Source organism: Caldimonas tepidiphila, assembly GCF_003569765.1.
Taxonomy (GTDB): Bacteria; Pseudomonadota; Gammaproteobacteria; order Burkholderiales; family Burkholderiaceae_C; genus Caldimonas; species Caldimonas tepidiphila.
In genome coordinates, this window is record NZ_QXMG01000011.1 from 15967 (window position 1) to 40052 (window position 24086).

The following is a 24086-nucleotide window of genomic DNA, read 5'->3' on the forward strand; positions in this document are numbered from 1 at the left end:
TTGCGGCGCCGCTTCACGCAGCGAGGCGCGCAAGAGGACTGCTCAGAACTTGCGCACCTCGATGCCGTGCTTCTGCAGCGCGTAGCCCATCTGGCGCGGCGTGATGTTGAGCAGTCGCGCGGCCTTGGCCTGCACCCAGCCGCATTTCTCCATCGCCCAGATCAGCCGGTCACGCTCGCCGGGCGGCTTGTCGCTGAAGCCGGGGCTGCCGCCCGGGCGGTGGCCAGGGCTGGCGGGCGCCGCAACGCCCGGGGCTGGGGCCGCTCCGGGACCCTCCGGGCCCCCGGGTCCGCCCGCAGCGGCGGGCGCTGCCGGGCGCGGCCCCGGGACCTCCTCGATCGGGATGCCTTGCAGCCGCGAGGGCCGCACCGCGTCCTCGCGCTCGATGTGATGCAGCACCTGGGTCAGGCAGCGGTTCTCCCGGCAGGGGAAGGCGAGGTCGCCGATCTCGTTGCCGGCGCCGGCCATCGTCGCGGTGCGCTCGACGCAGTTCTCGAGCTCGCGCACGTTGCCCGGCCAGTAGCAGCTCGTCAGCACCCGCATCGCCTTCGGCGAGAAGCGCAGCGCGCGGCCGTTGTCGCGGTTGAAGCGCTCGAGGAAATGCTCGGCCATCGCCGGGATGTCCTCGCGCCGCTCGCGCAGCGGCGGCAGGTGGATGCTGACGACGTTGATGCGGTAGTAGAGGTCGGCGCGGTATTCGCCCGCGGCGACCATCTTCTCGAGGTTGCGGTTGGTGGCGAGGATCAGCCGCACGTCGACGCGCACCGGCGTGGAGCCGCCGACGCGCTCGAACTCGCGCTCCTGCAGCACGCGCAGGAGCTTGGCCTGGAACGCGGCCGAGATGTCGCCGATCTCGTCGAGGAAGAGCGTGCCGCCGTGCGCCATCTCGAAGCGGCCCTTGCGCTGGCCCTGCGCGCCGGTGAAGGAGCCCTTCTCGTGGCCGAACAGCTCGGACTCGAGCAGCGACTCGGTGAGCGCCGCGCAGTTGACGCGGATGAAGGGGCCTTCCCGGCGCGGCGACAGGTCGTGCACCGCGCGCGCGATCACCTCCTTGCCGGTGCCGCTCTCGCCGCGCAGCAGCACGGTGGTGCGCGCCGGCGCCACCTGGTGCACCTGCTCGAAGACCTTCTGCATCGGGGCGGACAGGCCGATCACGCGCTCGAGCCTGTAGGCAGGCTTGAGCGCCTTGTGCAGGCGCCGCGTCTCGCTCTGGATGCGCTCGTGCTCGGCGCTGACCGAGCGGTGCAGCAGCAGTGCCTGCCCCATCAGCGTCGCGACCATCGACAGCATGCGCAGGTCCTCGCTGAAGACCGCCGAGCCGTGCTCGTTGACGCGGTCCATCGTCAGCACGCCGAGCGTGCGGCGCTCGGCGCGGATCGGCACCGCGAGATAGGCGATGCACTCGTTCGGGGACTGGTCGGCCGCACCGGTGCGGTTCAGGAACAGCGGCTCCTCGGCGATGTCGGGCACCACCACCGGCATCCCCGAGGCATAGACCCGGCCGACGATGCCCTCGCCGACGCGGAAGGCCACGCGCTGCTGCTCCTCGCGCGACAGGCCGACCGCGCACAGCCCGCGCAGCTGCCCGTCCTCGGCAGGCAGCACGACGACGCTGCGGCGCCAGTCCATCATCGAGACCATCAGGTTCAGCGCCTCGCGGAAGGTCTTCGAGATGTCGAGCGAGGCCGCGAGCGCCTTGCTGATCTCGTAGAAGGTCGTCAGTTCGCGCGGGGCGCGCAGGGGGGGCTGGATGCACCATCCGGGGTTCTCCTGGGGCACGAGGCATCTGTGCCCGGTTTCCGGAAGGGGCATTTGCAATAAGCGTTCCAAAAATCCTGCCCCAGCTCGGGGCAGGGACGGCGCACCGGGGGCGGCGAGGGCTGTCGCGTTTGGCGGGAAGCGGACAGAGCCCGGGGCAGGGCACCCGCCTCAGCGCCGCGGGCGCTCGGACGGCGCGTAATGGCTGAAATGCCCCTCGCGCGCGGCCTGCTGCCGCGCGCGCGCGATGATCCCGGGACTTTGCATCTGTGGCGCGGGCAGCGACACTTGGCGCTCGAGCTGCGCGCTGCCGCATTGCGGGCAGACCGCGACGGTGGAGGCCCTCACCAGCAGTTCGAAGGCGGCGTTGCAGGCAGTGCAGCGGTAGTCGTAGAGGGGCATGCGGTTTCCTTCGTCGGCTTCGCGACAACAGCGGCGCGATGCGGGAGCCGCTTGCAAGCCGAGGGCCAGCACGGGAGGGAGACCATGCAAGAAGGACAGAAAGCATGAACTTCCAGACTTCGTCGATGCCGGTCGCCCGCAGGGGCGCGATGCTTGTCTTGCCGTGGCTGCTGGCCGCGTGCGCGAGCTACGGGCCGCCGCGCCTGGCGCCCGGCACCCCGCCCGAGGCGGCGGTCGAGGCGCTCGGGGCGCCGACGGCCCGCTACCAGGCTCCCGATGGCGGCTCGCGCCTCGAATACGCGCACGGCCCCTTCGGCTCGCGCACCTGGATGCTGGACTACGACGCGCAGGGGCGCTTGACCGGCACCGAGCAGGTGCTGGCGCAGCCGCATTTCAGCCGGCTGCGTCCCGGCATGACGGAGCGCGAGGTGCTGTACGCGATCGGCCAGCCGTCCGAGCGCCAGCGCCTGCCGCTGCAGCAGCAGCGGCTCTGGTCCTATCGCTACGAGAACCCCTTGTGCCGCTGGTTCCAGGTCAGCCTCGACCGCGAGGGCCGCGTGGCCGACCTGGGGTATGGTCCGGATCCGTTCTGCGACACCGACGACTCAAGCAAGCAATGATCACCCTCTACGGCATTCCGAACTGCGACACGGTCAGGAAGGCGCGCCGCCGCCTCGACGAGCTCGGCGTGGCGCACGCCTTCCATGACTTCAGGAAGCAGGGGGTGCCCGAAGCCCGGCTCGACGGCTGGATGGCCACGGTCGGGTGGGAGAAGCTCGTCAACCGCCAGGGCACGACCTGGCGCAAGCTCGCGCCCGAGCAGCAGGCCGCGGTGGTCGACGAGGCGAGCGCGCGTCAGCTGATGCTGGCGCAGCCGAGCGTGATCAAGCGGCCGGTGGTGGAGACCGGGGACGGGCGCGTGCTGGTCGGCTACGACGACGCGGCCTACGCGTCGCTCGGCTGACGCCGGCGCTCGCCCCACCCGCCGGCAGGGGCGGCAGGAAAAGGGCCGCCGCCCCCCGAGGGAAGCGGCGGCCCTGCCGTTCTCGCAACGCGCAGTTCAGGCGGCGATCAGCTGCCGCAGCACGAAGGGCAGGATGCCGCCGTGCCGGTAGTAGTCCACCTCGATCGCGGTGTCGATGCGCAGCAGCAGGTGGCCTTCGCGGCGCGAGCCGTCGGGGTAGGTGATGGTCATCACCGCGTCGCCCTGCGGCCGGATCTCGTCGTCGAGCACGATGTCGATCACCTCGTCGCCCTTGAGGCCGAGCATCTCCCAGCTGTCGTCGCCCTTGAACTGCAGCGGCAGCACGCCCATGCCGACGAGGTTGGCGCGGTGGATGCGCTCGAAGCTGCGCGCGACGACCGCTTTCACGCCGAGCAGCTGCGTGCCCTTGGCGGCCCAGTCGCGGCTGGAGCCGGTGCCGTATTCCTCGCCGGCGAAGATCACCGTGGGCACGCCCTCGGCCATGTAGCGCATGGCGGCATCAAAGATGAACATCTTCTCGCCGCTCGGCTGGTGGATCGTCAGGCCGCCCTCCTCGCGCGAGCCGTCCGGGCGGGCGGGCAGCATCAGGTTCTTGATGCGCACGTTGGCGAAGGTGCCGCGCATCATCACCTCGTGGTTGCCGCGGCGCGAGCCGTAGCTGTTGAAGTCGGCCTTCAGCACGCCGTTCTCGAGCAGGTAGCGGCCGGCGGGGGACTGCTCCTTGATCGAGCCGGCCGGCGAGATGTGGTCGGTCGTGATCGAGTCGCCGAAGAGCGCCATGATGCGCGCGCCCTTCACGCCGCTCTCGAGCGCCGGCGGCTCGGGTGCGAAGTCCTTGAAGAAGGGCGGCTCGGCGATGTAGGTGCTCTTCGGCCACGAATAGACGTTGCCGCCGGCACCCCGGATCTTCTCCCACAGCTTGCCGGGGTCCTTGTCGACCTTGTCGTAGTTCGCCTTGTAGGCGCGGCCGTTCATCGCGAACTTCATCAGCGCGTGGACCTCCTCGCTCGTCGGCCAGATGTCGCCGAGGTAGATGTCGCGCCCGCCCCGGCCCTTGCCGACCGGCTCGGTCATCAGGTCCTTCGTGACGCTGCCGGCGAGCGCGTAGGCCACCACCAGCGGCGGCGAGGCGAGGAAGTTGGCGCGCAGGTTCGGGTGGATGCGCGCCTCGAAGTTGCGGTTGCCCGACAGCACCGAGGCGCACACCAGGTCATTGTCCAGGATCGCCTCGTTGATCTCGGGCGCGAGGTCGCCGGCGTTGCCGATGCAGGTCGCGCAGCCGTAGGCCGCGACGTTGAAGCCGAGCTTCTCGAGGTAGGGCAGCAGCCCACCCTTTTCCAGGTACTCGGTGACGATGCGCGAGCCCGGCGCGAGCGAGGTCTTCACGTGCTTCTTCACCTTCAGCCCCGCCTCGACCGCCTTCTTCGCCACCAGCCCCGCGGCGATCATCACGCCCGGGTTGGAGGTGTTGGTGCAGGAGGTGATCGCCGCGATCAGCACGTCGCCGTTGCGGATCTCGAGGCCGCCGGAGGTCTGGAAGACCTGCCCGAGCTTCTCGGGCGGCTGGTTGAAGCCGTTCTCCGCCGGCGGCCTGGAGAAGAGGCTGGCGAACTGCTCCTTCACGTGGCCGATCTCGATGCGGTCCTGCGGCCGCTTGGGGCCTGCGAGGCTGGGCGCGACGGTGCCGAGGTCGAGCGTGACGACCTGCGAGTAGTCGATCTCGCCGGCGCGCGGGATGCCGAACATTTGCTGGGCGCGGAAATAGGCCTCGAAGGCCTCGATCTGCGCCTTGCTGCGCCCGGTGCCGCGCAGGTAGTCGAGCGTCTTGTCGTCCACCGGGAAGAAGCCCATCGTCGCGCCGTACTCGGGCGCCATGTTGCCGATCGTCGCGCGGTCCGGCACCGCGAGGCTGGCGGTGCCCTCGCCGAAGAACTCGACGAACTTGCCCACCACCTTGTGCTTGCGCAGGATCTCGGTGACGGTGAGCACCAGGTCGGTGGCGGTCACGCCCTCGCGCAGGCGGCCGGTGAGCTCGAAGCCGACCACGTCGGGCGTCAGGAAGTAGACCGGCTGGCCGAGCATCGCCGCCTCGGCCTCGATGCCGCCCACGCCCCAGGCGACGACGCCCAGGCCGTTGATCATCGTCGTGTGGCTGTCGGTGCCGACCAGCGAGTCGGGGTAGTGGACGCCGTCGCCGCCCTTGTGCACGCCGCGCGCGAGGTACTCGAGGTTGACCTGGTGCACGATGCCGAAGCCCGGCGGCACGACGCCGAAGGTGTCGAAGGCGTTCATGCCCCACTTCATGAACTGGTAGCGCTCGAGGTTGCGCTGGAACTCGAGCTTCATGTTGAGGTCGAGCGCCTGCTTGGTGCCGTAGTGGTCGATCATCACCGAGTGGTCGACCACCAGGTCCACCGGCACCAGCGGCTCGATCCGCTTCGGGTCCTTGCCCTGCGCGGCGGCGACGCTGCGCATCGCGGCGAGGTCGGCCAGCAGCGGCACGCCGGTGAAGTCCTGCAGCACCACGCGCGCGACGACGAAGGGGATCTCCTCGACCCGCTCGGCATTGGGCTGCCAGTTGGCGAGCTGCTCGACATGCTCGGGCGTGACCTTCTTGCCGTCGCAGTTGCGCAGCACCGACTCCAGCACGATGCGCAGCGACACCGGCAGGCGCGACACGTTCGGGAACTGCTTCGCGAGCGCCGGCAGCGAGAAGAACCGACCCTCCTTGCCGCTCGCGGTCTCGAAGGACTTCAAGGTCTTCGCAAAGGCGTGCTTCGGTGCTTTCGGCGTCTTCGTCTTGGCGGGGGCAGCTTGGGCCATGCAGCTTCTCCGGAACGGTGGTTGGGAGGGGAAAGGTGTGATTATTTTTGCAAGTGCAATGCCCGGGGGTTCTCGCTTTCTCGCACACCGCCTCGAAGGGGGGCGCGGCAGGCGGGAAGGCGCGCCGGCGCGCGTGCGGCCGCAAGGTCGCGGCGGGGAACAAGGAGGCGGAGGCGGGAGGGGCGCCCCTGTCCCGGCCGGGCCCGTCTCGCGGGTGCGGGACGGGCAGGGCGGGGGCCGCCGCGATGGGGACGCGGTCGGCCGTCGTTCGGCGGGAGGAGGCCCGCCGCGGTCTCAGTCGAGCAGGCCGGCGGCCTTGGCCTCGACGCGCTGCTGCGCGGCATGCACGCAGCCGTCGACCAGGCGCTTGCCGGCGCGCTGGTCCATCAGCATCGACTTGTTGGCGATCTGCAGGAACAGGCGGTCGCCGCGCACGTCCTCCAAGCGCAGCGAGCCGGTCGAGGTCAGCACCGGCCGCATCGTCATCTGCTGCTTCTGGAACTCGACGTCGATGTAGCCCGGATGACGGGGGCTCGGCCTGACCTCGACCGACTGGCCGAAATCGCAGCGGTAGGTGCCGATGTGGGCGTACTGGGCGGCCTGGAACTGCTCTGCGCTCGCGCTCGGCAATCCGCCCGACGCTGCCGCCTGCGCCTGTTTGGCTGGGGGTTGCGCCTGGACGGCAGGCGCGGCGGCGCCCAGCAGGGCGCTCGTGGCAAGGGCGACAGCGGGGAGGATCAAAGGCTTCATCGCAGGCCTCCGGGAAGATGGGAGAGGAGGCCGCATTGTCATCCTACCAATTGCACGTGCGGGAAGACGCTGCGCGACTTTTGGCACACAGCGATGCACCACTGGAGGCAGGGGGGCTGCGGGCATCGGTTCGAGGGGGGTCAGGTGCGGAAAAACGACGTTTCCAGCTCCCCGGGCAGCGGCTGGCCGGTGCGGTGCGCGCGTTCGAGCAGTTGCCAGTAGTAGCGGTAGCTGGCCCGGTCGTGCAGCGTGTCGCGATGGCGGATCGGGCCCCAGCCGGCGGCCTGGGCCGCGGTGATGATCTCGGCCGCGGCCTCGATCTCGGCCGCTTCGGGGGCGAAGGCGGCGACGATGGTGCGGATCTGGTTCGGGTGGATGCTCCACATGCGCGTGTAGCCGAGCTCGCGCGCGGCCTTGCGCGCCGCCCAGGCGAGCGAGTCGAGGTCGGTGAACTCGGTGACGACGCAGTGCGAGGGCGTCTTGGCATGGGCGTGCGACGCCGCGGCGATCTCGAGCTTGGCGCGCAGCACGAGCGGGTGCTCGAACTGGCCGCGCACGCTCATTCCGGCGGCGGGGATCGCGCCGCGGTGCTCGGAGACGAAGTCCATCAGGCCGAAGGACAGCGACTCGATGCGCGGATGCGCCGCGATGCGGAACACCTCGCGCAGCGCGCCGTGCGTCTCGATCAGCGTGTGCACCGGGACCCGGCGCGCCACGCCGATTTGTGCGGCGATCGCGTCGATGCGCTCGCAGGCGCGCTCGACGTCCTGCGCAGACTCGGGCTTGGGCAGCATCAGGTAGGCGAGCCGCTCGCCGCAGCCCGACAGCAGCGCATGCACTTCGGCCTCGAAGGCGGGGTGGCCGACCGGGTGCACCCGTGCGCCGACGCGGCCGTGCGCGTTGTCGGCGCCGTTGACGAGCTCGGTGATCAGCGCGCAGTGCTCCATCTCGCCGCCGATCGGCGCGCCGTCCTCGAGGTCCAGCGTGATGTCGAACACGGGCCCGAGTTCGCGCTGCAGCGCGAGGCTCTTCCTCATGCGCACCTCCACGCCGGCGTAGTGGTCGCATACCGGAAGCGGGCTCGCGTGCTCGCCGGCGGAGAACAGGGCGTCGCGGGGATGGATCGGGGCAGGGCTCATCGTGTGTCGGGCGCCGCGGCGGCGCAAGGCCAGGGTGGGCGCCATTGTGCCGAAGGCGGGCCGCAACGAAAGAAGCCGGCGGCCTCGAGGGGACGCCGGCTTCGCTTGCCGTGCGGGGCGGCCCGCGCGGGGCCGTCCGGTCAGCAGATTACAGCAGGTGCTTGACGCCGTCCTGCTCGCCCTGCAGCTCGGCCAGGGTCTTGTTGATGCATTCCTGCGAGAACTCGTCGATCGGCAGGCCCTCGACGATTCGGTACTCGCCGCCTTCGCAGGTGACGGGGTAGCCGAACATGACTTCCTTGGGGATGCCGTATTCGCCGTTGGACGGGATGCCCATCGTGACCCACTTGCCGTTGGTGCCCAGGGCCCAGTCGCGCATGTGGTCGATCGCGGCGTTGGCGGCCGAGGCGGCGGAGGACACGCCGCGGGCGGCGATGATCGCGGCGCCGCGCTTGCCGACGGTCGGCAGGAACGTTTCACGGTTCCACTGCTCGTCGTTGATCATGTCCTTGACCGACTGGCCGTCGATGGTCGCGAAGCGGTAGTCGGCGTACATCGTCGGCGAGTGGTTGCCCCACACGGCCAGCTTCTCGATCGAGGCGACCGGCTTGCCGGTCTTGGCGGCGATCTGGCTGGCGGCGCGGTTGTGGTCCAGGCGCAGCATGGCGGTGAAGTTCTTGGCCGGCAGGCTCGGCGCCGACTTCATCGCGATGTAGGCGTTGGTGTTGGCCGGGTTGCCGACCACCAGCACCTTGACGTTGCGCGAGGCGACGGCGTCGAGCGCCTTGCCCTGGGCGGTGAAGATCTGGGCGTTGGCGGCCAGCAGGTCGGCACGCTCCATGCCGGGGCCGCGCGGACGCGCGCCGACCAGCAGCGCGTAGTCGGTGTCCTTGAAGGCCTGCATCGGGTCGCTGTGCGCCTCGATGCCGGCCAGCAGCGGGAATGCGCAGTCCTCGAGCTCCATGATCACGCCCTTGAGCGCGTTCTGGGCCTTTTCGTCGGGGATCTCCAGCAGCTGGAGGATGACGGGCTGGTCCTTGCCCAGCATTTCGCCGGAAGCGATGCGGAACAGCAGGGCATAGCCGATCTGGCCGGCAGCGCCGGTGACGGCCACGCGAACGGGCGTCTTGCTCATGGTGTGTCTCCGAGAGGGTCGAGGAAAGCGGGATTGTCGTCGTGCAGCTTGCAGGGCTCTTGCAAGGGCACGTGAGCGCGGTGGATTCTAGGCCAGCCGCCGCCCGGACCGAAATGTGTGAATCATCTTATGTCTTATATAAGACATCTTTCATCAGTGTCTGGACTTGAGGGCGCGCTTGTGTTGCAATTCGCGACATCATGGCCACGCCGCCCTCCTCATTGCCGAACGACATGCCTGCCGCGGGAGCGGAGGCGGGCGGGCCGGCGTTCAGTCCGCTCTACCAGCAGATCAAGGTGCTGATCACGCGCAGCCTGCAGGCGGGCGAGTGGCGCCCGGGCGAGGCGATCCCGAGCGAGGTGGACCTCGCGGCGCGCTTCCGCGTCAGTCAGGGCACGGTGCGCAAGGCGATCGACGAGCTCGCCGCGGAGAACCTGCTGGTGCGCCGCCAGGGCAAGGGCACCTTCGTCGCGACGCACTCCGAGGAGAAGATCCAGTACCGCTTCCTGCGGCTGATGCCCGACGACGGCGAGCTCGTGAGCGCGCAGCGCCGCTTCATCGACTGCCGGCGCCTGCGTGCGCCCGCCGAGGTGGCGCGCGCGCTGCAGATCCGCGCCGGCGACACGGTGGTGCAGGTGCGGCGGGTGCTGTCCTTCCACGAGCGCCCGGTCATCCTCGACGACATCTGGCTGCCGGGCCAGGAGTTCAAGGGGCTGACCGCGGAGCGGCTGAGCGACTACCGCGGCCCGATGTACGCGCTGTTCGAGGCCGAGTTTGGCGTGCGGATGATCCGTGCCGAGGAGAAGCTGCGTGCGGTCGCCGCCGAGGAGGGCAGCGCCGAGCTGCTCGCCGTGGCGCCGGGCCACCCGCTGCTCAGCGTCGAGCGCCTTTCGCTGACCTACGGCGACAAGCCGGTGGAGTTCCGCCGCGGCCTCTACAACACGGCCGCCCATTACTACCGCAACGAGCTGAGCTGAAGCTGTCCGCTGCGGCGGACAGCCAGGGTCGGCAGTGCGTGCTATTGCGTTGCAATAAAATAGTCAGGTTTCACTGTCGTTACAAAGGTCGGGTATGCCAGAGATCGCAAAGCAAAGACCAGTCTTCCGCAACATCAACGCGCTGAAGGACCTGCCGTCGTACCGGCTGCCGCCGGCGGGCATCGTCTCCATCCTGCACCGCATCAGCGGCGTGGTGATGTTCCTGCTCATGCCGTTCATCATCTGGATGTTCGACAAGAGCGTGTCGTCGGAGATGTCCTTCGATGATTTCACGAGTGCGTTCAGCGCGGGCCTAGGGTTTGTGCCGGGCGCCCTCATCAAGCTGGTGGTGCTGGCGCTGATCTGGGCCTACCTGCACCACTTCATCGCCGGCCTGCGCCACCTGTGGATGGACGTGTCGCACTCCGTGTCGAAGCAGCAGGGCCGGACCTCCGCGCTCGCGACGCTGGCGCTCAGCATCGGCCTGACGGTGGTGCTCGGCGCGAAGCTGTTCGGTCTTTACTAAAAATTACAAGCGAGTTCCACGATGAGCAAGAACTACGGTTCCAAGCGCCTGGTGGTGGGCGCGCACTACGGTCTGCGCGACTGGCTGGCCCAGCGCGTCACGGCCGGCCTGATGGCGCTGTTCACGGTGCTGCTGCTGGCGCAGGTGCTGATGCCCGGCGAGCTGGGCTACGACCGCTGGGCGGGCATCTTCTCGCAGCAGTGGATGAAGGTGCTGACCTTCGTGACGATCGTCGCGCTGCTCTACCACGTGTGGGTCGGCATGCGTGACGTCTGGATGGATTATGTGCAGCCGGTGGGCGTGAAGCTGCTGCTGCAGGTGTTCACGATCGTGTGGCTGGTCGGCTGTGCCGGCTGGGCGGTCCAAGTGCTCTGGAGGCTGTAATGGTGGTCGGTACTTCTCTTCCCCGGCGCAAGTTTGACGTCGTCATCGTCGGTGCCGGCGGCTCCGGCATGCGCGCCTCGCTGCAACTGGCCCGCGCCGGCCTGAACGTCGCGGTGCTGACCAAGGTCTTCCCGACCCGCTCGCACACCGTGGCGGCCCAGGGCGGCATCGGCGCCTCGCTCGGCAACATGTCCGAGGACAACTGGCACTACCACTTCTACGACACCGTCAAGGGTTCCGACTGGCTCGGCGACCAGGACGCGATCGAGTTCATGTGCCGCGAGGCGCCGAAGGTCGTTTACGAGCTCGAGCACTTCGGCATGCCCTTCGACCGCAACCCGGACGGCACGATCTACCAGCGCCCCTTCGGCGGCCACACCGCGAACTACGGCGAAAAGCCCGTGCAGCGCGCCTGCGCCGCCGCCGACCGCACCGGCCACGCGATGCTGCACACGCTGTATCAGCAGAACGTCAAGGCGCGCACGCAGTTCTTCGTCGAGTGGATGGCGCTCGACCTGATCCGCGACGCCGACGGCGACGTGCTGGGCGTGACCGCGCTCGAGATGGAGACCGGCGAGGTCCACATCCTCGAGGCCAAGTGCACGCTGTTCGCGACCGGTGGTGCCGGCCGCATCTACGCCGCCTCGACCAACGCCTTCATCAACACCGGCGACGGCCTCGGCATGGCGGCGCGCGCCAACATCCCGCTGCAGGACATGGAGTTCTGGCAGTTCCACCCCACGGGCGTTGCCGGTGCGGGCGTGCTGCTGACCGAGGGCTGCCGCGGCGAGGGCGCGATCCTGCGCAACATCAACGGCGAGCGCTTCATGGAGCGCTACGCCCCGACCCTGAAGGATCTGGCGCCGCGCGACTTCGTCTCGCGCTGCATGGACCAGGAGATCAAGGAAGGTCGCGGCTGCGGTCCGAACAAGGACTACGTGGTGCTCGACATGACGCACCTCGGTGCCGAGACCATCATGAAGCGCCTGCCCTCGGTGTTCGAGATCGGCCACAACTTCGCCAACGTCGACATCACGAAGGAGCCGATCCCCGTGGTGCCGACCATCCACTACCAGATGGGCGGCATCCCGACCAACATCAACGGCCAGGTGGTGGTGCCGAAGAACGGCATCCACAACAGCGTCATCAACGGCCTGTACGCGGTGGGCGAGTGCTCCTGCGTCAGCGTGCACGGCGCCAACCGCCTCGGCACCAACTCGCTGCTCGACCTGCTGGTGTTCGGCCGCGCCGCGGGCAACCACATCGTCGACGCGATCAAGGCCGAGCCGAAGTCGCACAAGCCGCTGCCCAAGGACGCCGCCGACTTCTCGCTGGCGCGCCTGGCCCGCCTGGACGGCAACAGCTCCGGCGAGTACTCGCAGGACATCGCCAACGACATCCGCAAGACCATGCAGGCCCACGCGGGTGTGTTCCGCACCCAGAAGGTGATGGACGAGGGCGTGGTTAAGATCAACGCCATCCGCGAGCGCGTGGGCAACATCGCGCTCAAGGACAAGTCCAAGGTCTTCAACACCGCCCGCATCGAGGCGCTGGAAGTCGACAACCTGATGGAAGCCGCGCAGGCGACGATGACCTCGGCCGCCGCGCGCAAGGAATGCCGTGGCGCGCACACCGTCAAGGACTACGAGCGCGGCGCCGACGACAAGGAATTCCCGCTCGGCCGCAACGACAAGGAATGGATGAAGCACACCCTCTGGGACAGTGCCACCAACTCCCTGTCGTACAAGCCGGTGAACCTGAAGCCGCTGACGGTCGAATCCGTGCCGCCCAAGGTTCGTACCTTCTAAGAGCGCCCCGAGGAGAAACACATGGCTCAGAAGCGCACTTTCCAGATCTACCGCTACGACCCCGACAAGGACGCGCGGCCCTACATGCAGACGATCGAGGTCGAGCTCGACGGCAACGAGCGCATGCTGCTCGACGCGCTGGTCAAGCTCAAGGCCGTCGACCCGACGCTGTCCTTCCGCCGCTCCTGCCGCGAAGGCGTGTGCGGCTCGGACGCGATGAACATCAACGGCAAGAACGGCCTCGCGTGCCTGACCAACATGCGCGAGCTGCCGGGCGTCGTCGTGCTCAAGCCGCTGCCGGGCCTGCCCGTGATCCGCGACCTGATCGTGGACATGACGCAGTTCTTCAAGCAGTACCACTCGATCAAGCCCTACCTCGTCAACGACACGCCGCTGCCCGACAAGGAGCGGCTGCAGACGCCCGAGGAGCGCGACGAGCTCAACGGCCTGTACGAGTGCATCCTGTGCGCGAGCTGCTCGACGAGCTGCCCGAGCTTCTGGTGGAACCCGGACAAGTTCGTCGGCCCGGCCGGCCTGCTGCAGGCCTACCGCTTCATCGCCGACAGCCGCGACCAGGGCACCGCAGAGCGGCTGGACAACCTGGAAGACCCGTACCGCCTGTTCCGCTGCCACACGATCATGAACTGCGTGGACGTCTGCCCCAAGGGGCTGAACCCCACGAAGGCGATCGGCAAGATCAAGGAACTGATGGTCCGCCGCGCGGTGTGACCGTCCCCACCGTTCAGCCCGCTGCAAGGCCGATGATGGACACTCTCCTGGATGAGCGCGCACTGAGCAAGCTGCGCTGGCGCTGCCGGCGCGGCCTGCTCGAGAACGACCTGTTCATCGAGCGTTTCTTCGCCCGGCACGAAGGCAGGCTGACGGTGCGCCTGGCCGAAGGACTGCAGGCTCTGATGGACCTGTCGGACAACGACCTGCTCGACCTGCTGCTGGCGCGCAAGGAGCCCGAGGGCGATCTCGATCGCCCCGATGTACGTGAAGTGCTCGCACTGATGCGCCAGCCGGCGTAAAGATTTTCGAGAAACGAGGAAATGCCATGACCATGATCCCGTCAGACGTGAAAGCCACCCTGTCCTTCTCGGACGGCAGCCCCAGCATGGACCTGCCGATCTACAAGGGCACGATCGGCCCGGATGTGCTTGACATCCGCAAGCTCTACGCCCAGACCGGCAAGTTCACCTACGACCCGGGCTTCCTGTCGACCTCCTCGTGCAACTCGACCATCACCTACATCGACGGCGACAAGGGCGAGCTGCTGTACCGCGGCTACCCGATCGAGCAGCTCGCGGTGAACTGCGACTTCCTCGAGACCTGCTACCTGCTGCTGTACGGAGAGCTGCCCAACGAGGAGCAGAAGGCTGCCTTCACCGGCCGCGTGACCAAGCACACGATGGTCAACGAGCAGATGCAGTTCTTCCTGCGCGGCTTCCGTCGTGACGCGCACCCGATGGCGGTGATGACGGGCCTCGTCGGCGCGCTGTCGGCCTTCTATCACGACAGCACCGACATCAACAATCCCGAGCACCGCGAGATCGCCGCGATCCGCCTGATCGCGAAGATGCCGACGCTCGTGGCGATGGCCTACAAGTACTCGGTCGGCCAGCCCTACATCTACCCGAAGAACGACCTGTCCTACGCCGGCAACTTCATGCGCATGATGTTCGCCACGCCGTGCGAGGAGTACGTCCCGAACGACGTGCTGGTGCGCGCGATGGACCGCATCTTCATCCTGCACGCGGACCACGAGCAGAACGCGTCCACCTCCACGGTGCGCCTGTGCGGCTCGTCGGGCACCAACCCGTTCGCGGCGATCGCCGCGGGCGTGGCCTGCCTGTGGGGCCCGGCGCACGGCGGCGCCAACGAGGCCTGCCTGAACATGCTGGAGGAGATCCAGCAGATGGGCGGCGTCGCGAAGATCGGCGAGTTCATCAGCAAGGTCAAGGACAAGAACTCGGGCGTGAAGCTGATGGGCTTCGGCCACCGCGTCTACAAGAACTACGACCCGCGCGCCAAGCTGATGCGCGAGACCTGCCACGAGGTGCTCAACGAGCTGGGCCTGCAGAACGACCCGCTGTTCAAGCTGGCGATGGAGCTCGAGAAGATCGCGCTGGAAGACGAGTACTTCGTCTCCCGCAAGCTCTACCCGAACGTCGACTTCTACTCCGGCATCGTGCAGCGCGCGATCGGCATCCCGGTCAGCCTGTTCACCGCGATCTTCGCGCTGGCGCGCACCGTTGGCTGGATCGCCCAGCTCAACGAGATGATCGGCGACCCCGAGTACAAGATCGGCCGCCCGCGCCAGCTCTACGTCGGCGCGCAGAAGCGCGACGTCCAGCCGATCGGCCAGCGCTGATTTCCGGGCGCGACGGGGCCGAAAGGCCTCGTCCCGACCCGTTTTCGGCACCCGCCCCGGCCCTTGCGCCGGGGTTTGTTATTTGCGGGCCTCTAAAATCGCGGGTTCCGCCAATTCCCGCCAGCACGAGCAGCCATGGGACGCACCCTCTACGACAAGATCTGGGACGAGCATGTCGTCCACGCCGAGGAAGACGGCACCGCCGTCCTCTACATCGACCGCCACCTGGTGCACGAGGTCACCAGCCCCCAGGCGTTCGAGGGTCTGGACCTGGCCGGCCGCAAGGTCTGGCGCCTGTCGGCCAACCTGGCGGTGAGCGACCACAACGTGCCGACCACCGACCGCAGCCAGGGCATCGCCGACCCGGTCTCGCGCCTGCAGGTCGACACGCTGGACCGCAACTGCGACCGCTTCGGCATCACGCAGTTCAAGATGAACGACCGCCGCCAGGGCATCGTGCACGTGATCGGCCCCGAGCAGGGCGCGACGCTGCCGGGCATGACGGTGGTGTGCGGCGACTCGCACACCTCGACGCACGGCGCCTTCGGCGCGCTCGCCCACGGCATCGGCACGAGCGAAGTCGAGCATGTGCTCGCCACGCAGACGCTGCTGGCCAAGAAGGCCAAGAACATGCTGGTGCGCGTCGAGGGGCAGCTGGCCCGCGGCTGCAGCGCCAAGGACATCGTGCTGGCGATCATCGGCCGCATCGGCACCGCCGGCGGCACCGGCTACACGATCGAGTTCGGCGGCAGCGCGATCCGCGCGCTCAGCATGGAAGGCCGCATGACGGTGTGCAACATGGCGATCGAGGCGGGCGCGCGCGCGGGCCTGGTCGCGGTGGACGACACGACGATCAGCTACGTGCGCGGCCGCCCCTTCACGCCCACCGGCGTCGAGTGGGAGCAGGCCGTCGCCTACTGGCGCACGCTGCACTCGGACCCGGACGCGCAGTGGGACGCGGTGGTCGAGCTCGATGCGGCGCAGATCAAGCCGCAGGTCACCTGGGGCACCTCGCCCGAGATGGTGCTGTCGATCGACGACCGCGTGCCCGATCCCGACAAGGAGAAGGACGCGGGCCGCCGCGGCGCGATGGAGCGCGCGCTGCAGTACATGGCGCTCGAGCCGAACAAGCCGCTGGCCGACATCCGCATCGACAAGGTCTTCATCGGCTCGTGCACGAACTCGCGCATCGAGGACATCCGCGAGGCCGCGGCCGTGGTGCGGCGGCTGGGCGGGCGCGTGGCGCCGAACGTCAAGCTCGCGATGGTGGTGCCCGGCTCGGGCCTCGTGAAGGCGCAGGCCGAGGCCGAGGGGCTCGACCAGGTCTTCCGCGCCGCCGGCTTCGAGTGGCGCGAGCCCGGCTGCTCGATGTGCCTGGCGATGAACGCCGACCGGCTCGAGCCGGGCGAGCGCTGCGCCTCGACCAGCAACCGCAACTTCGAGGGCCGGCAAGGCGCGGGCGGCCGCACGCACCTGGTGAGCCCCGCGATGGCCGCCGCCGCGGCGATCGAGGGCCATTTCGTCGACGTGCGCCGCATCGCCTGAAAGGAGCCGCCATGGACAAATTCACCGTGCACAAGGGGCTGGTGGCCCCGATGGACCGCGAGAACGTCGACACCGACGCGATCATCCCGAAGCAGTTCCTGAAGTCGATCAAGCGCAGCGGCTTCGGCCCGAACCTGTTCGACGAGTGGCGCTACCTGGACGCCGGCGAGCCGGGCCAGGACCCCGCCAGCCGCAAGCCGAACCCGGACTTCGTGCTGAACCAGCCCCGCTATGCGGGCGCCTCGATCCTGCTCGCGCGCAAGAACTTCGGCTGCGGCTCGAGCCGCGAGCACGCGCCCTGGGCGATCCAGCAGTACGGCTTTCGCGCGCTGATCGCGCCGAGCTTCGCCGACATCTTCTTCAACAACTGCTTCAAGAACGGGCTGCTGCCGATCCAGCTGCCCGAGCACGAGGTCGCGAAGCTGTTCGACGAGGTGTTCGCCTTCCCCGGCTACGAGCTGACCGTGGACCTGGAGCGCCAGGTGGTGCGCAAGCCCGACGGCGCCGAGCTCGGCTTCGACGTGCAGCCCTTCCGCAAGTACTGCCTGCTCAACGGCTTCGACGACATCGGCCTGACGCTGCGCCACGCCGACAAGATCCGCGCCTATGAGGCCGAGCGCCTCGCGACCAAGCCCTGGCTGAACAACCGCCTGGTCGGCTGACCCCGGAGACAAGAACATGAAGATCGCAATCCTGCCGGGTGACGGCATCGGCACCGAGATCGTCGCCGAGGCGGTGAAGGTGCTGCAGGTGCTGGACCTGTCCTTCGAGATGGAGACCGCACCGGTGGGCGGCGCTGCCTACGAGGCGGCCGGCCACCCGCTGCCTGAGGCGACGCTCCGGCTCGCGATGGACTCTGACGCGGTGCTGTTCGGCGCCGTCGGTGACTGGAAGTACGACAAGCTCGAGCGCGCGCTGCGCCCCGAGCAGGCGATCCTGGGCCTGCGCAAGCACATGGGCCTCTTTGCCAACTTCCGCCCGGCGATCTGCTACGAGCAGCTCACGCACGCCTCGAGCCTCAAGCCCGAGCTGGTCGCAGGCCTGGACATCCTGATCATCCGCGAGCTGACCGGCGACATCTACTTCGGCCAGCCGCGCGGCCGCCGCACCGCGGTGGACGGCCACTTCCCCGGCGCGGAAGAGGCCTTCGACACGATGCGCTACAGCCGCCCCGAGATCGAGCGCATCGCCCACGTCGCCTTCCAGGCCGCGCGCAAGCGCGGAAAGAAGGTCACGAGCGTGGACAAGGCCAACGTGCTCGAGACCTTCCAGTTCTGGAAGGACGTCGTGACGGAAGTCCACAAGGAGTACCCGGACGTCGAGCTCGAGCACATGTACGTGGACAACGCCGCGATGCAGCTCGTCAAGGCGCCCAAGAAGTTCGACGTGCTCTTCACTGGCAACATGTTCGGCGACATCCTGTCCGACGAGGCCGCGATGCTGACCGGCTCGATCGGCATGCTGCCTTCCGCGTCGCTGAACGCGAAGGGCCAGGGCCTCTACGAGCCCAGCCACGGCAGTGCGCCTGACATCGCGGGGCAGGGGGTGGCCAATCCGCTCGCTACAATCCTGTCCGCTGCCATGATGCTCCGCTTCTCCCTCAACCAGCCCGAAGCCGCCGACCGGATCGAGTCCGCGGTGAAGGCGGTGCTGTCGGCCGGTCTGCGCACCGCCGACATCTGGTCCGAGGGCACGATCAAGGTGGGCACCCGCGAGATGGGCGATGCCGTCGTCGCGGCGATCACCGGCAAAACGATTACCAAGAGCTGACGCTCTCGGTTCGTCTCGCCCACACCCCTTCCGGACCCGGCGAACGAGCCGGGAAGGCTCAGGGTCCGGAGATCGACTGAAAAAGGTGAATTGACATGGCACTCGCCCACACTCCCCTGGTCGGCCTCGTCGGCTGGCGCGGCATGGTTGGCTCGGTCCTGATGGACCGCATGACCCAGGAAAACGACTTCGCGCTGATCGAGCCGGTGTTCTTCAGCACCAGCAACGCCGGCGGCGCCGCGCCCGCGCAGGCGAAGAACGAGAAGACGCTGAAGGACGCCTACGACATCGAGGCCCTGAAGCGCTGCGAGGTGATCCTGACCGCGCAGGGTGGCGACTACACCACCGAGGTCTACCCGAAGCTGCGCGCCGCGGGCTGGACTGGCCACTGGATCGACGCCGCGTCGACGCTGCGCATGAAGGACGAGTCCGTCATCGTGCTCGACCCGGTCAACATGCCGGTGATCAAGAACGCGCTGTCCTCGGGCGGCAAGGACTGGATCGGCGGCAACTGCACGGTCAGCTGCATGCTGATGGGCGTGGGCGCGCTGTACAAGGCGGGGCTGGTCGAGTGGATGTCCACCCAGACCTACCAGGCGGCCTCGGGCGGCGGCGCGCAGCACATGCGCGAGCTGCTGACGCAGTACGGCACGCTCAACGCCGAGGTGCGCCCGCTGCTCGACGACCCCAAGAGCGCGATCCTCGAGATCGACCGCCGCATCGTCGCCCGCCAGCGCGCGATGAGCGAGGCCGAGACCGCCAACTTCGGCGTGCCGCTGGGCGGCTCGCTGATCCCCTGGATCGACAAGGACCTCGGCAACGGCGTGAGCCGCGAGGAGTGGAAGGGCGGCGCCGAGACCAACAAGATCCTTGGCCAGGGCGAGGGCTTCGGCACGCCGGCCGTGCCGGTGGACGGCTTCTGCGTGCGCATCGGCGCGATGCGCTGCCACAGCCAGGCGCTGATGTTCAAGCTGAAGAAGGACGTGCCGCTGGCCGACATCGAGCAGATGATCGCCACCGACAACGACTGGGTGAAGCTGGTGCCCAACACCCGCGAGGCGACCATCCGCGACCTGACGCCGGTGGCGGTGACCGGCACGCTGACGATCCCCGTCGGCCGCCTGCGCAAGCTGGCGATGGGCCCCGAGTACCTCGGCGCCTTCACGATCGGCGACCAGCTGCTGTGGGGCGCGGCCGAGCCGCTGCGCCGCATGCTGCGTATCCTGCTCGAGGCCTGATGCAAAGCAAGTGAGGATCTTGTGATCCATGTCGGCTGCGGAAGGGTTTCCGCGGTCGACAATGCCGGACCGTCGCCGATTCCCGACTTGGCGAAATCTCGTGCCGGCCGTTGTCCTTTTCACGGTATTCCGCTTTGCGTCACGGCGGCGCGCGGCTTCCGCGAACTCAGGCGGCACTTGAGCTTGTCAGCCTATCTGCCTGATGTTATTGTTTTTTCAGGTTTTTACACTGGGGGCGGGTGCGGCCCATCCTCATCACGCCGGGCCTGATGTCGCGGTCCGGTCGCCTCTCTGGGAGACACCTTGAAAAGGAACGATCAAACCACCACGGCCGGCCGTTTCGTGCTGTCGTGCGTGGCCGCTGCCGCTCTGTCCATGTCGATGGGCGATGCCTTCGCTCTCGGCCTCGGTCGTCTCTCGGTTCAATCGGCCCTGGGCGAGGGACTGCGGGCGGAAATCGACGTCACGAGCATCTCCCCGGAGGAGGCGGCGAGCCTGCGCGCACGCGTCGCCCCGCCCGATGCCTACCGCGCGGCGGGCGCTGAATACAACGCCGCGCTTCCCGCGGCGCAAGTCTCCCTGCACAAGCGACCCGATGGACGCTCCTACCTGCGCATCCGCAGCGATCGCGCCGTGCAGGAGCCCTTCGTCGACCTGATCCTCGAGCTGTCCTGGGCCAGCGGCCGGCTGGTGCGCGATTACACGCTGCTGTTCGACCCGCCCGCCAGTCCGGCCCCGCTCGCGCCGCAGCCGCTCACGGCGCCGGTGATCGCCCAGCAGCAACCCGCCGCGGCGTCCCAGCCGGCCTCGCCGGCCGCCGATCCGGCGGGCCGGCATGCCGAGACCGCCCCCCGGCGCGCCGAGGCCGCAGGCCGCGCCGCCTCCCCGGCGCCGGCAAACGAGTCGGCCGCTGCCGAGCGGGTGGCAGTGCGCCCGGGAGACTCGTTGACGCGCATCGCAGGTCGCGTGCAGCAGCCCGGCGTCTCGCTCGACCAGATAGTCGTGTCGCTCTACCGCGCCAATCCGCAAGCCTTCGCCGGCGACAACATGAACCGGCTCAAGGCCGGCTCGGTGCTGACGGTGCCGCAAGCCGAGCAGGCCCAGGCAGTCACCGTCGGCGAGGCGCGGCGTCTCATCCGGGCGCAGAGCGCCGATTTCGATGCCTACCGCCAGCGTGTCGCCGCTGCCGCGGCCGGCGGGGCGGCCGACGAGTCGGGACGCCAGTCCTCGGGCCGCGTCGAGGCGGCGGTCGAGGACCGCAAGAGCGCCGCAGCGCCGACCACGGACCGCCTGACGCTGAGCAAGGGGGCCTTGAAGGCGGAGCGTTCCGGCGCCCCGGCCCCCGAGGAGGGCATCGCGAAGCAGCGCGAGCAGCAGGAGGCCGGCACCCGCGTCGCCGAGCTGTCGCGCAACATCGAAGAACTCAAGCGCCTGCAGGCGCCGGCCGGTGCGCCGGCGGCTCCCGCGGCCTCGGCACCGGCTTCCGGGCCCTCGCTGGGGCTGCCGGTCCCGCTGGCCGTCCCGGCCGCCGAGCCTGCCTCCGCTCCCGCATCCGCGGTCGCGGCAATGCCGGCTGCCTCGGCCCTTGCCTCGGCCGCTCCGTCGAAGCTCGAGTCCTCGAATCCCGGCGGCGCCCGGGCAGGCCAGGAAACGCCTCCGGCACCGCAAGCCGAAGCGGCGGCCGACGAGCCGAGCGCCTTCGACCTGCTGATGGAGGACCCGATGGTGCTGCCGGTGGCGGCAGGGCTGGTGGTGCTGCTCGGCGGCCTGGGTGCCTACCGCTTCGCCCGTTCGCGCCGCAAGACCAAGGACAGCGCCGAGACCTCCTTCCTCGAGAGCCGGCTGCAGCCCGATTCCTTCTTCGGCGCGACCGGCGGCGGCCGCGTCGACACCTCGAGCACCCCGCCGTCGCCCTCCTTGTCCTATTCGCTCAGCCAGATCGACGCGATCGGCGATGTCGATCCGGTGGCCGAAGCGGATGTCTACCTCGCCTACGGTCGCGACCTGCAGGCCGAGGAGATCCTGAAGGAGGCGATGCGCACCGACCCGGACCGCCTGGCGATCCGACTGAAGATGCTGGAGGTCTACGCCAAGCGCCGCGACACCCGCGGCTTCGAGGTGCTCGCGACCCAGCTCCGCAGCGTGACCGGCGGGGAGGGCGAGGACTGGGCCAAGGCCTGCGAACTCGGCCGCAGCATCGACCCGAACAATCCCCTCTACCAGACCGACGCCAGGACGGCGCCGCGGGAGCCGGCTTTCGAGTCCGTCGCCGTTCCGGAGATTCCTGCCGTCGCCCCCGTTGCGGCCGCAGCCGCGGTTTCCGCAGCACCGCTTGCCGCCCAGGTGGCGGGCAACCCGGACCTCGACCTCGACCTGAGCGAGCCGCTCGATGCGCCGGCCGCGATGGGCGACGCGTTCAACCTCGAGGCAACGCGCCCGCTGCCGTCCGGTGGTCCGGTGCTGCCGGAATTCGCGTCCCTCGACCTGCCGCCGCAGCCTGCGCCCGCGGTGCCGGCACCGGCCGTGGCGGACACGTCGATGGAGCTGGAAGGCCTGTCCTTCGATCTTTCCGAGGACCTGCCTGCCGCTCCGCCTCCCGCGGCCGCCCCGGCGCCCGCAGCTGCGCCCGTCGCCGCTGCCCCGGCACCCGCTCCGGCCCCGGCCGGCGACACGCCCCTCGAGTTCGACCTCGGCGGGCTGACGCTGGACTTCGACATGCCGGCCTCCGGGTCCGCGCCTGCCGCCGCCTCGCCTTCGGAGCTGGGGTCGCTCGACACGCTCGACGGCCTCGACATGATGACGGGGGACGAGGAGGGGGGCGATCCGCTGGCGCGCAAGTTCGAGCTGGCCGACGAGTTCATGCAGATCGGCGACTACGAGGGCGCGCGCGAGCTGCTGCGGGAGGTCGCGGCGCATGCGCAGGGGCCGCTCAAGGCCAAGGCGCAGGGCTTGCTGGATGAGATGGCTTGAGGCCGCGGCGAGCGGACGTGCGGGCGGCGGGCTGATGCGAGAAGGGCGTTCTTGAGGATTGCGCTCGGCGTCACCTATCGCGGCACCCAGTACGCCGGCTGGCAGAGCCAGCCGCAGGGCCGCACCGTGCAGGACCACCTGGAGGCGGCGCTCGCGCGCATCGCCGGCGAGCCGGTGCGCACGATCTGCGCCGGACGCACCGATGCCGGCGTGCACGGCCTCAACCAGGTGGTGCATTTCGACACAGGAGTGCAGCGCGAACCCTTCTCATGGGTGCGCGGCCCCAACACCTACCTGCCGCCCGACATCTCGGTGCAGTGGTGCCGGCCCGTGCCGGACAGTTTCCATGCGCGCAATGCCGCGCTCGGTCGCCGCTACGCGTACATCGTGCTCGAGTCGCCGGTGCGTCCGGCGCTCGAGGCCGGCTCGGTCGGCTGGGTGTTCCGCCCGCTCGACGGCGAGGCGATGCGCGACGCCGCCGCGCTGCTGATCGGCGAGCACGACTTCAGCGCCTTCCGCTCGTCGGAGTGCCAGGCCAAGTCGCCGGTCAAGACCTTGCGGGAGATCGCGATCTCCCGTCACGGCGCCTACTGGCGCTTCGAGTTCGAGGCCTCGGCCTTCCTGCACCACATGGTGCGCAACCTGATGGGCTGCCTGATCGCGGTCGGCGCCGGCACCCGGACGCCGCAGTGGCTGGCGGAAGTGCTCGCCGCGCGCGACCGCCGGCTCGCGGCGCCGACCTTTTCCCCCGACGGGCTCTATTTCCTCGGCCCCCGCTACGATGCGGGATTCGGCCTGCCGGAGCAGGTGGCCTCGCTCGCGTGGCTGCCCGGTGATCGATGAACCAACGCACCCGTATCAAGATCTGCGGCCTCACGCGCGAGGCCGACGTGGAGGCCGCAGCGGCGGCCGGGGCCGACGCGATCGGCCTCGTGTTCTACGAGAAGAGCCCGCGCCATGTGACTGTGCGCAGGGCGGCGGAACTCGTGCGCGCGCTGCCCCCCTTCGTGCAGCCGGTGGGCCTGTTCGTCAATGCCTCGCCCGACGACATCGCCCGTGCCTGCGAGGCGCTGCCGGGACTGCTGCTGCAGTTCCACGGCGACGAGGCGCCCGAGGACTGCGCCGCCGCCGCAAGGCCCTACCTGCGGGCGGCCCGCATGGCGAGAGGCTTCGATTTGCTAGACTTCGCGACCCGGTTTTCCAGCGCCCACGCCATCCTGCTCGACGCCCACGTCGAGGGCTACGGCGGCGGCGGAAAGGTATTCGATTGGTCGCTCATCCCTTCCGGCGTGCCCCGTCCGCTCGTTTTGTCTGGTGGGTTGCATGCTGCAAACGTGATCGATGGGATTCTGCAGGTGCGGCCCTGGGCCGTTGACGTGAGCTCGGGCGTCGAAGCTGCCAAGGGCATCAAGGACGCCCAGGCGATGCGCCAGTTCTGCGAAGCGGTGCGCGAGGCCGATGCCCGCATCGCCGACGCACATGGCACCTGACAGAGGACAACC

At 69.0% G+C, this 24086-nt stretch carries 22 protein-coding genes; 16 read left to right on the plus strand and 6 right to left on the minus strand.

The genetic code is table 11. The features are described 5' to 3' along the window. Nucleotides 1–42 precede the first annotated feature (42 nt). Together nifA and D3A59_RS09835 are read right to left on the minus strand one after the other, a co-directional pair. The gene (gene nifA, locus D3A59_RS09830; protein WP_240636014.1) at nucleotides 43–1779 is read right to left on the minus strand and encodes a nif-specific transcriptional activator NifA; all 1737 of its coding nucleotides are present in this window, start codon (nucleotides 1777–1779) and stop codon (nucleotides 43–45) included. A gap of 150 nt (nucleotides 1780–1929) precedes the next feature. Further along, nucleotides 1930–2160, minus strand: a complete 231-nt coding sequence (locus D3A59_RS09835; protein ID WP_119154752.1) for an FmdB family zinc ribbon protein — start codon at nucleotides 2158–2160, stop codon at nucleotides 1930–1932. Between the two features lie 104 nt (nucleotides 2161–2264). Between D3A59_RS09835 and D3A59_RS09840 the strand changes: the two genes are divergently transcribed. Further along, the gene (locus tag D3A59_RS09840; protein WP_119154753.1) at nucleotides 2265–2780 is read left to right on the plus strand and encodes a hypothetical protein; all 516 of its coding nucleotides are present in this window, start codon (nucleotides 2265–2267) and stop codon (nucleotides 2778–2780) included. Beyond that, on the plus strand, nucleotides 2777–3124 hold the full coding sequence (locus tag D3A59_RS09845) for an ArsC family reductase (RefSeq protein ID WP_119154754.1): 348 nt from the start codon (nucleotides 2777–2779) through the stop codon (nucleotides 3122–3124). Before D3A59_RS09840 ends, D3A59_RS09845 begins: the two co-directional genes overlap by 4 nt. A 96-nt stretch (nucleotides 3125–3220) precedes the next feature. Here the strand turns inward: D3A59_RS09845 and acnA are convergent, their stop codons facing one another. The 4 genes from acnA to D3A59_RS09865 all read right to left on the minus strand — a co-directional run bounded on the left by acnA (nucleotide 3221) and on the right by D3A59_RS09865 (nucleotide 8992). Beyond that, nucleotides 3221–5968, minus strand: a complete 2748-nt coding sequence (gene acnA, locus D3A59_RS09850) for an aconitate hydratase AcnA (RefSeq protein WP_119154755.1) — start codon at nucleotides 5966–5968, stop codon at nucleotides 3221–3223. Nucleotides 5969–6262: 294 nt separating this feature from the next. Then, a complete protein-coding gene (locus tag D3A59_RS09855) occupies nucleotides 6263–6718 on the minus strand; it encodes a hypothetical protein (RefSeq protein ID WP_157991467.1) in 456 nt (151 codons plus the stop codon). A gap of 140 nt (nucleotides 6719–6858) precedes the next feature. After that, nucleotides 6859–7857, minus strand: a complete 999-nt coding sequence (locus D3A59_RS09860; RefSeq protein ID WP_119154757.1) for an HpcH/HpaI aldolase/citrate lyase family protein — start codon at nucleotides 7855–7857, stop codon at nucleotides 6859–6861. A gap of 148 nt (nucleotides 7858–8005) precedes the next feature. Further along, the gene (locus tag D3A59_RS09865; RefSeq protein ID WP_119154758.1) at nucleotides 8006–8992 is read right to left on the minus strand and encodes a malate dehydrogenase; all 987 of its coding nucleotides are present in this window, start codon (nucleotides 8990–8992) and stop codon (nucleotides 8006–8008) included. A gap of 233 nt (nucleotides 8993–9225) precedes the next feature. Between D3A59_RS09865 and D3A59_RS09870 the strand changes: the two genes are divergently transcribed. The 14 genes from D3A59_RS09870 to D3A59_RS09935 all read left to right on the plus strand — a co-directional run bounded on the left by D3A59_RS09870 (nucleotide 9226) and on the right by D3A59_RS09935 (nucleotide 24074). After that, on the plus strand, nucleotides 9226–9969 hold the full coding sequence (locus D3A59_RS09870) for a GntR family transcriptional regulator (RefSeq protein ID WP_119154759.1): 744 nt from the start codon (nucleotides 9226–9228) through the stop codon (nucleotides 9967–9969). Between the two features lie 94 nt (nucleotides 9970–10063). Then, complete coding sequence (gene sdhC, locus D3A59_RS09875) at nucleotides 10064–10495, plus strand: succinate dehydrogenase, cytochrome b556 subunit (RefSeq protein ID WP_119154760.1); 432 nt, start codon at nucleotides 10064–10066, stop codon at nucleotides 10493–10495. A gap of 21 nt (nucleotides 10496–10516) precedes the next feature. Then, nucleotides 10517–10879 (plus strand): succinate dehydrogenase, hydrophobic membrane anchor protein, encoded by a 363-nt coding sequence (gene sdhD / locus D3A59_RS09880; protein WP_119154761.1) that lies wholly within the window; start codon nucleotides 10517–10519, stop codon nucleotides 10877–10879. Then, nucleotides 10879–12687 (plus strand): succinate dehydrogenase flavoprotein subunit, encoded by a 1809-nt coding sequence (gene sdhA, locus D3A59_RS09885; protein ID WP_119154762.1) that lies wholly within the window; start codon nucleotides 10879–10881, stop codon nucleotides 12685–12687. The genes sdhD and sdhA overlap by 1 nt, the downstream gene beginning before the upstream one ends. Before the next feature lie 21 nt (nucleotides 12688–12708). Further along, nucleotides 12709–13416 (plus strand): succinate dehydrogenase iron-sulfur subunit, encoded by a 708-nt coding sequence (locus tag D3A59_RS09890; protein WP_119154763.1) that lies wholly within the window; start codon nucleotides 12709–12711, stop codon nucleotides 13414–13416. 32 nt (nucleotides 13417–13448) lie between these two features. Next, nucleotides 13449–13718, plus strand: a complete 270-nt coding sequence (locus tag D3A59_RS09895; protein WP_119154764.1) for an FAD assembly factor SdhE — start codon at nucleotides 13449–13451, stop codon at nucleotides 13716–13718. Nucleotides 13719–13750: 32 nt separating this feature from the next. Then, the gene (locus D3A59_RS09900; RefSeq protein WP_119154835.1) at nucleotides 13751–15061 is read left to right on the plus strand and encodes a citrate synthase; all 1311 of its coding nucleotides are present in this window, start codon (nucleotides 13751–13753) and stop codon (nucleotides 15059–15061) included. 135 nt (nucleotides 15062–15196) lie between these two features. After that, nucleotides 15197–16606: a 3-isopropylmalate dehydratase large subunit gene (gene leuC, locus D3A59_RS09905; protein ID WP_119154765.1), complete on the plus strand. Its 1410-nt coding sequence runs from the start codon at nucleotides 15197–15199 to the stop codon at nucleotides 16604–16606. Between the two features lie 11 nt (nucleotides 16607–16617). Beyond that, entirely contained in the window at nucleotides 16618–17268 is a 651-nt protein-coding gene (leuD, locus tag D3A59_RS09910; RefSeq protein ID WP_119154766.1) for a 3-isopropylmalate dehydratase small subunit, read from the plus strand. Between the two features lie 16 nt (nucleotides 17269–17284). Continuing rightward, a complete protein-coding gene (gene leuB / locus D3A59_RS09915) occupies nucleotides 17285–18376 on the plus strand; it encodes a 3-isopropylmalate dehydrogenase (RefSeq protein ID WP_119154767.1) in 1092 nt (363 codons plus the stop codon). 95 nt (nucleotides 18377–18471) lie between these two features. Next, entirely contained in the window at nucleotides 18472–19614 is a 1143-nt protein-coding gene (gene asd, locus D3A59_RS09920; protein ID WP_119154768.1) for an aspartate-semialdehyde dehydrogenase, read from the plus strand. A 303-nt stretch (nucleotides 19615–19917) separates the two neighbouring features. Then, the gene (locus tag D3A59_RS09925) at nucleotides 19918–22584 is read left to right on the plus strand and encodes a FimV/HubP family polar landmark protein (protein ID WP_336470414.1); all 2667 of its coding nucleotides are present in this window, start codon (nucleotides 19918–19920) and stop codon (nucleotides 22582–22584) included. A gap of 51 nt (nucleotides 22585–22635) precedes the next feature. Then, nucleotides 22636–23427, plus strand: a complete 792-nt coding sequence (gene truA / locus D3A59_RS09930) for a tRNA pseudouridine(38-40) synthase TruA (RefSeq protein WP_119154769.1) — start codon at nucleotides 22636–22638, stop codon at nucleotides 23425–23427. Then, nucleotides 23424–24074 (plus strand): phosphoribosylanthranilate isomerase, encoded by a 651-nt coding sequence (locus D3A59_RS09935; RefSeq protein ID WP_119154770.1) that lies wholly within the window; start codon nucleotides 23424–23426, stop codon nucleotides 24072–24074. The genes truA and D3A59_RS09935 overlap by 4 nt, the downstream gene beginning before the upstream one ends. Nucleotides 24075–24086 lie beyond the last annotated feature (12 nt).

What these genes read in the sequence shown, in the direction of transcription:
- D3A59_RS09835 (WP_119154752.1), bottom strand. Translation starts at nt 2,160, where the DNA reads ATGCCCCTCTACGACTACCGCTGCACTGCCTGCAACGCCGCCTTCGAA.
- D3A59_RS09840 (WP_119154753.1), top strand. Translation starts at nt 2,265, where the DNA reads ATGAACTTCCAGACTTCGTCGATGCCGGTCGCCCGCAGGGGCGCGATG.
- D3A59_RS09845 (WP_119154754.1), top strand. Translation starts at nt 2,777, where the DNA reads ATGATCACCCTCTACGGCATTCCGAACTGCGACACGGTCAGGAAGGCG.
- acnA (WP_119154755.1), bottom strand. Translation starts at nt 5,968, where the DNA reads ATGGCCCAAGCTGCCCCCGCCAAGACGAAGACGCCGAAAGCACCGAAG.
- D3A59_RS09855 (WP_157991467.1), bottom strand. Translation starts at nt 6,718, where the DNA reads ATGAAGCCTTTGATCCTCCCCGCTGTCGCCCTTGCCACGAGCGCCCTG.
- D3A59_RS09860 (WP_119154757.1), bottom strand. Translation starts at nt 7,857, where the DNA reads ATGAGCCCTGCCCCGATCCATCCCCGCGACGCCCTGTTCTCCGCCGGC.
- D3A59_RS09865 (WP_119154758.1), bottom strand. Translation starts at nt 8,992, where the DNA reads ATGAGCAAGACGCCCGTTCGCGTGGCCGTCACCGGCGCTGCCGGCCAG.
- D3A59_RS09870 (WP_119154759.1), top strand. Translation starts at nt 9,226, where the DNA reads ATGCCTGCCGCGGGAGCGGAGGCGGGCGGGCCGGCGTTCAGTCCGCTC.
- sdhC (WP_119154760.1), top strand. Translation starts at nt 10,064, where the DNA reads ATGCCAGAGATCGCAAAGCAAAGACCAGTCTTCCGCAACATCAACGCG.
- sdhD (WP_119154761.1), top strand. Translation starts at nt 10,517, where the DNA reads ATGAGCAAGAACTACGGTTCCAAGCGCCTGGTGGTGGGCGCGCACTAC.
- sdhA (WP_119154762.1), top strand. Translation starts at nt 10,879, where the DNA reads ATGGTGGTCGGTACTTCTCTTCCCCGGCGCAAGTTTGACGTCGTCATC.
- D3A59_RS09890 (WP_119154763.1), top strand. Translation starts at nt 12,709, where the DNA reads ATGGCTCAGAAGCGCACTTTCCAGATCTACCGCTACGACCCCGACAAG.
- D3A59_RS09895 (WP_119154764.1), top strand. Translation starts at nt 13,449, where the DNA reads ATGATGGACACTCTCCTGGATGAGCGCGCACTGAGCAAGCTGCGCTGG.
- D3A59_RS09900 (WP_119154835.1), top strand. Translation starts at nt 13,751, where the DNA reads ATGATCCCGTCAGACGTGAAAGCCACCCTGTCCTTCTCGGACGGCAGC.
- leuC (WP_119154765.1), top strand. Translation starts at nt 15,197, where the DNA reads ATGGGACGCACCCTCTACGACAAGATCTGGGACGAGCATGTCGTCCAC.
- leuD (WP_119154766.1), top strand. Translation starts at nt 16,618, where the DNA reads ATGGACAAATTCACCGTGCACAAGGGGCTGGTGGCCCCGATGGACCGC.
- leuB (WP_119154767.1), top strand. Translation starts at nt 17,285, where the DNA reads ATGAAGATCGCAATCCTGCCGGGTGACGGCATCGGCACCGAGATCGTC.
- asd (WP_119154768.1), top strand. Translation starts at nt 18,472, where the DNA reads ATGGCACTCGCCCACACTCCCCTGGTCGGCCTCGTCGGCTGGCGCGGC.
- D3A59_RS09935 (WP_119154770.1), top strand. Translation starts at nt 23,424, where the DNA reads ATGAACCAACGCACCCGTATCAAGATCTGCGGCCTCACGCGCGAGGCC.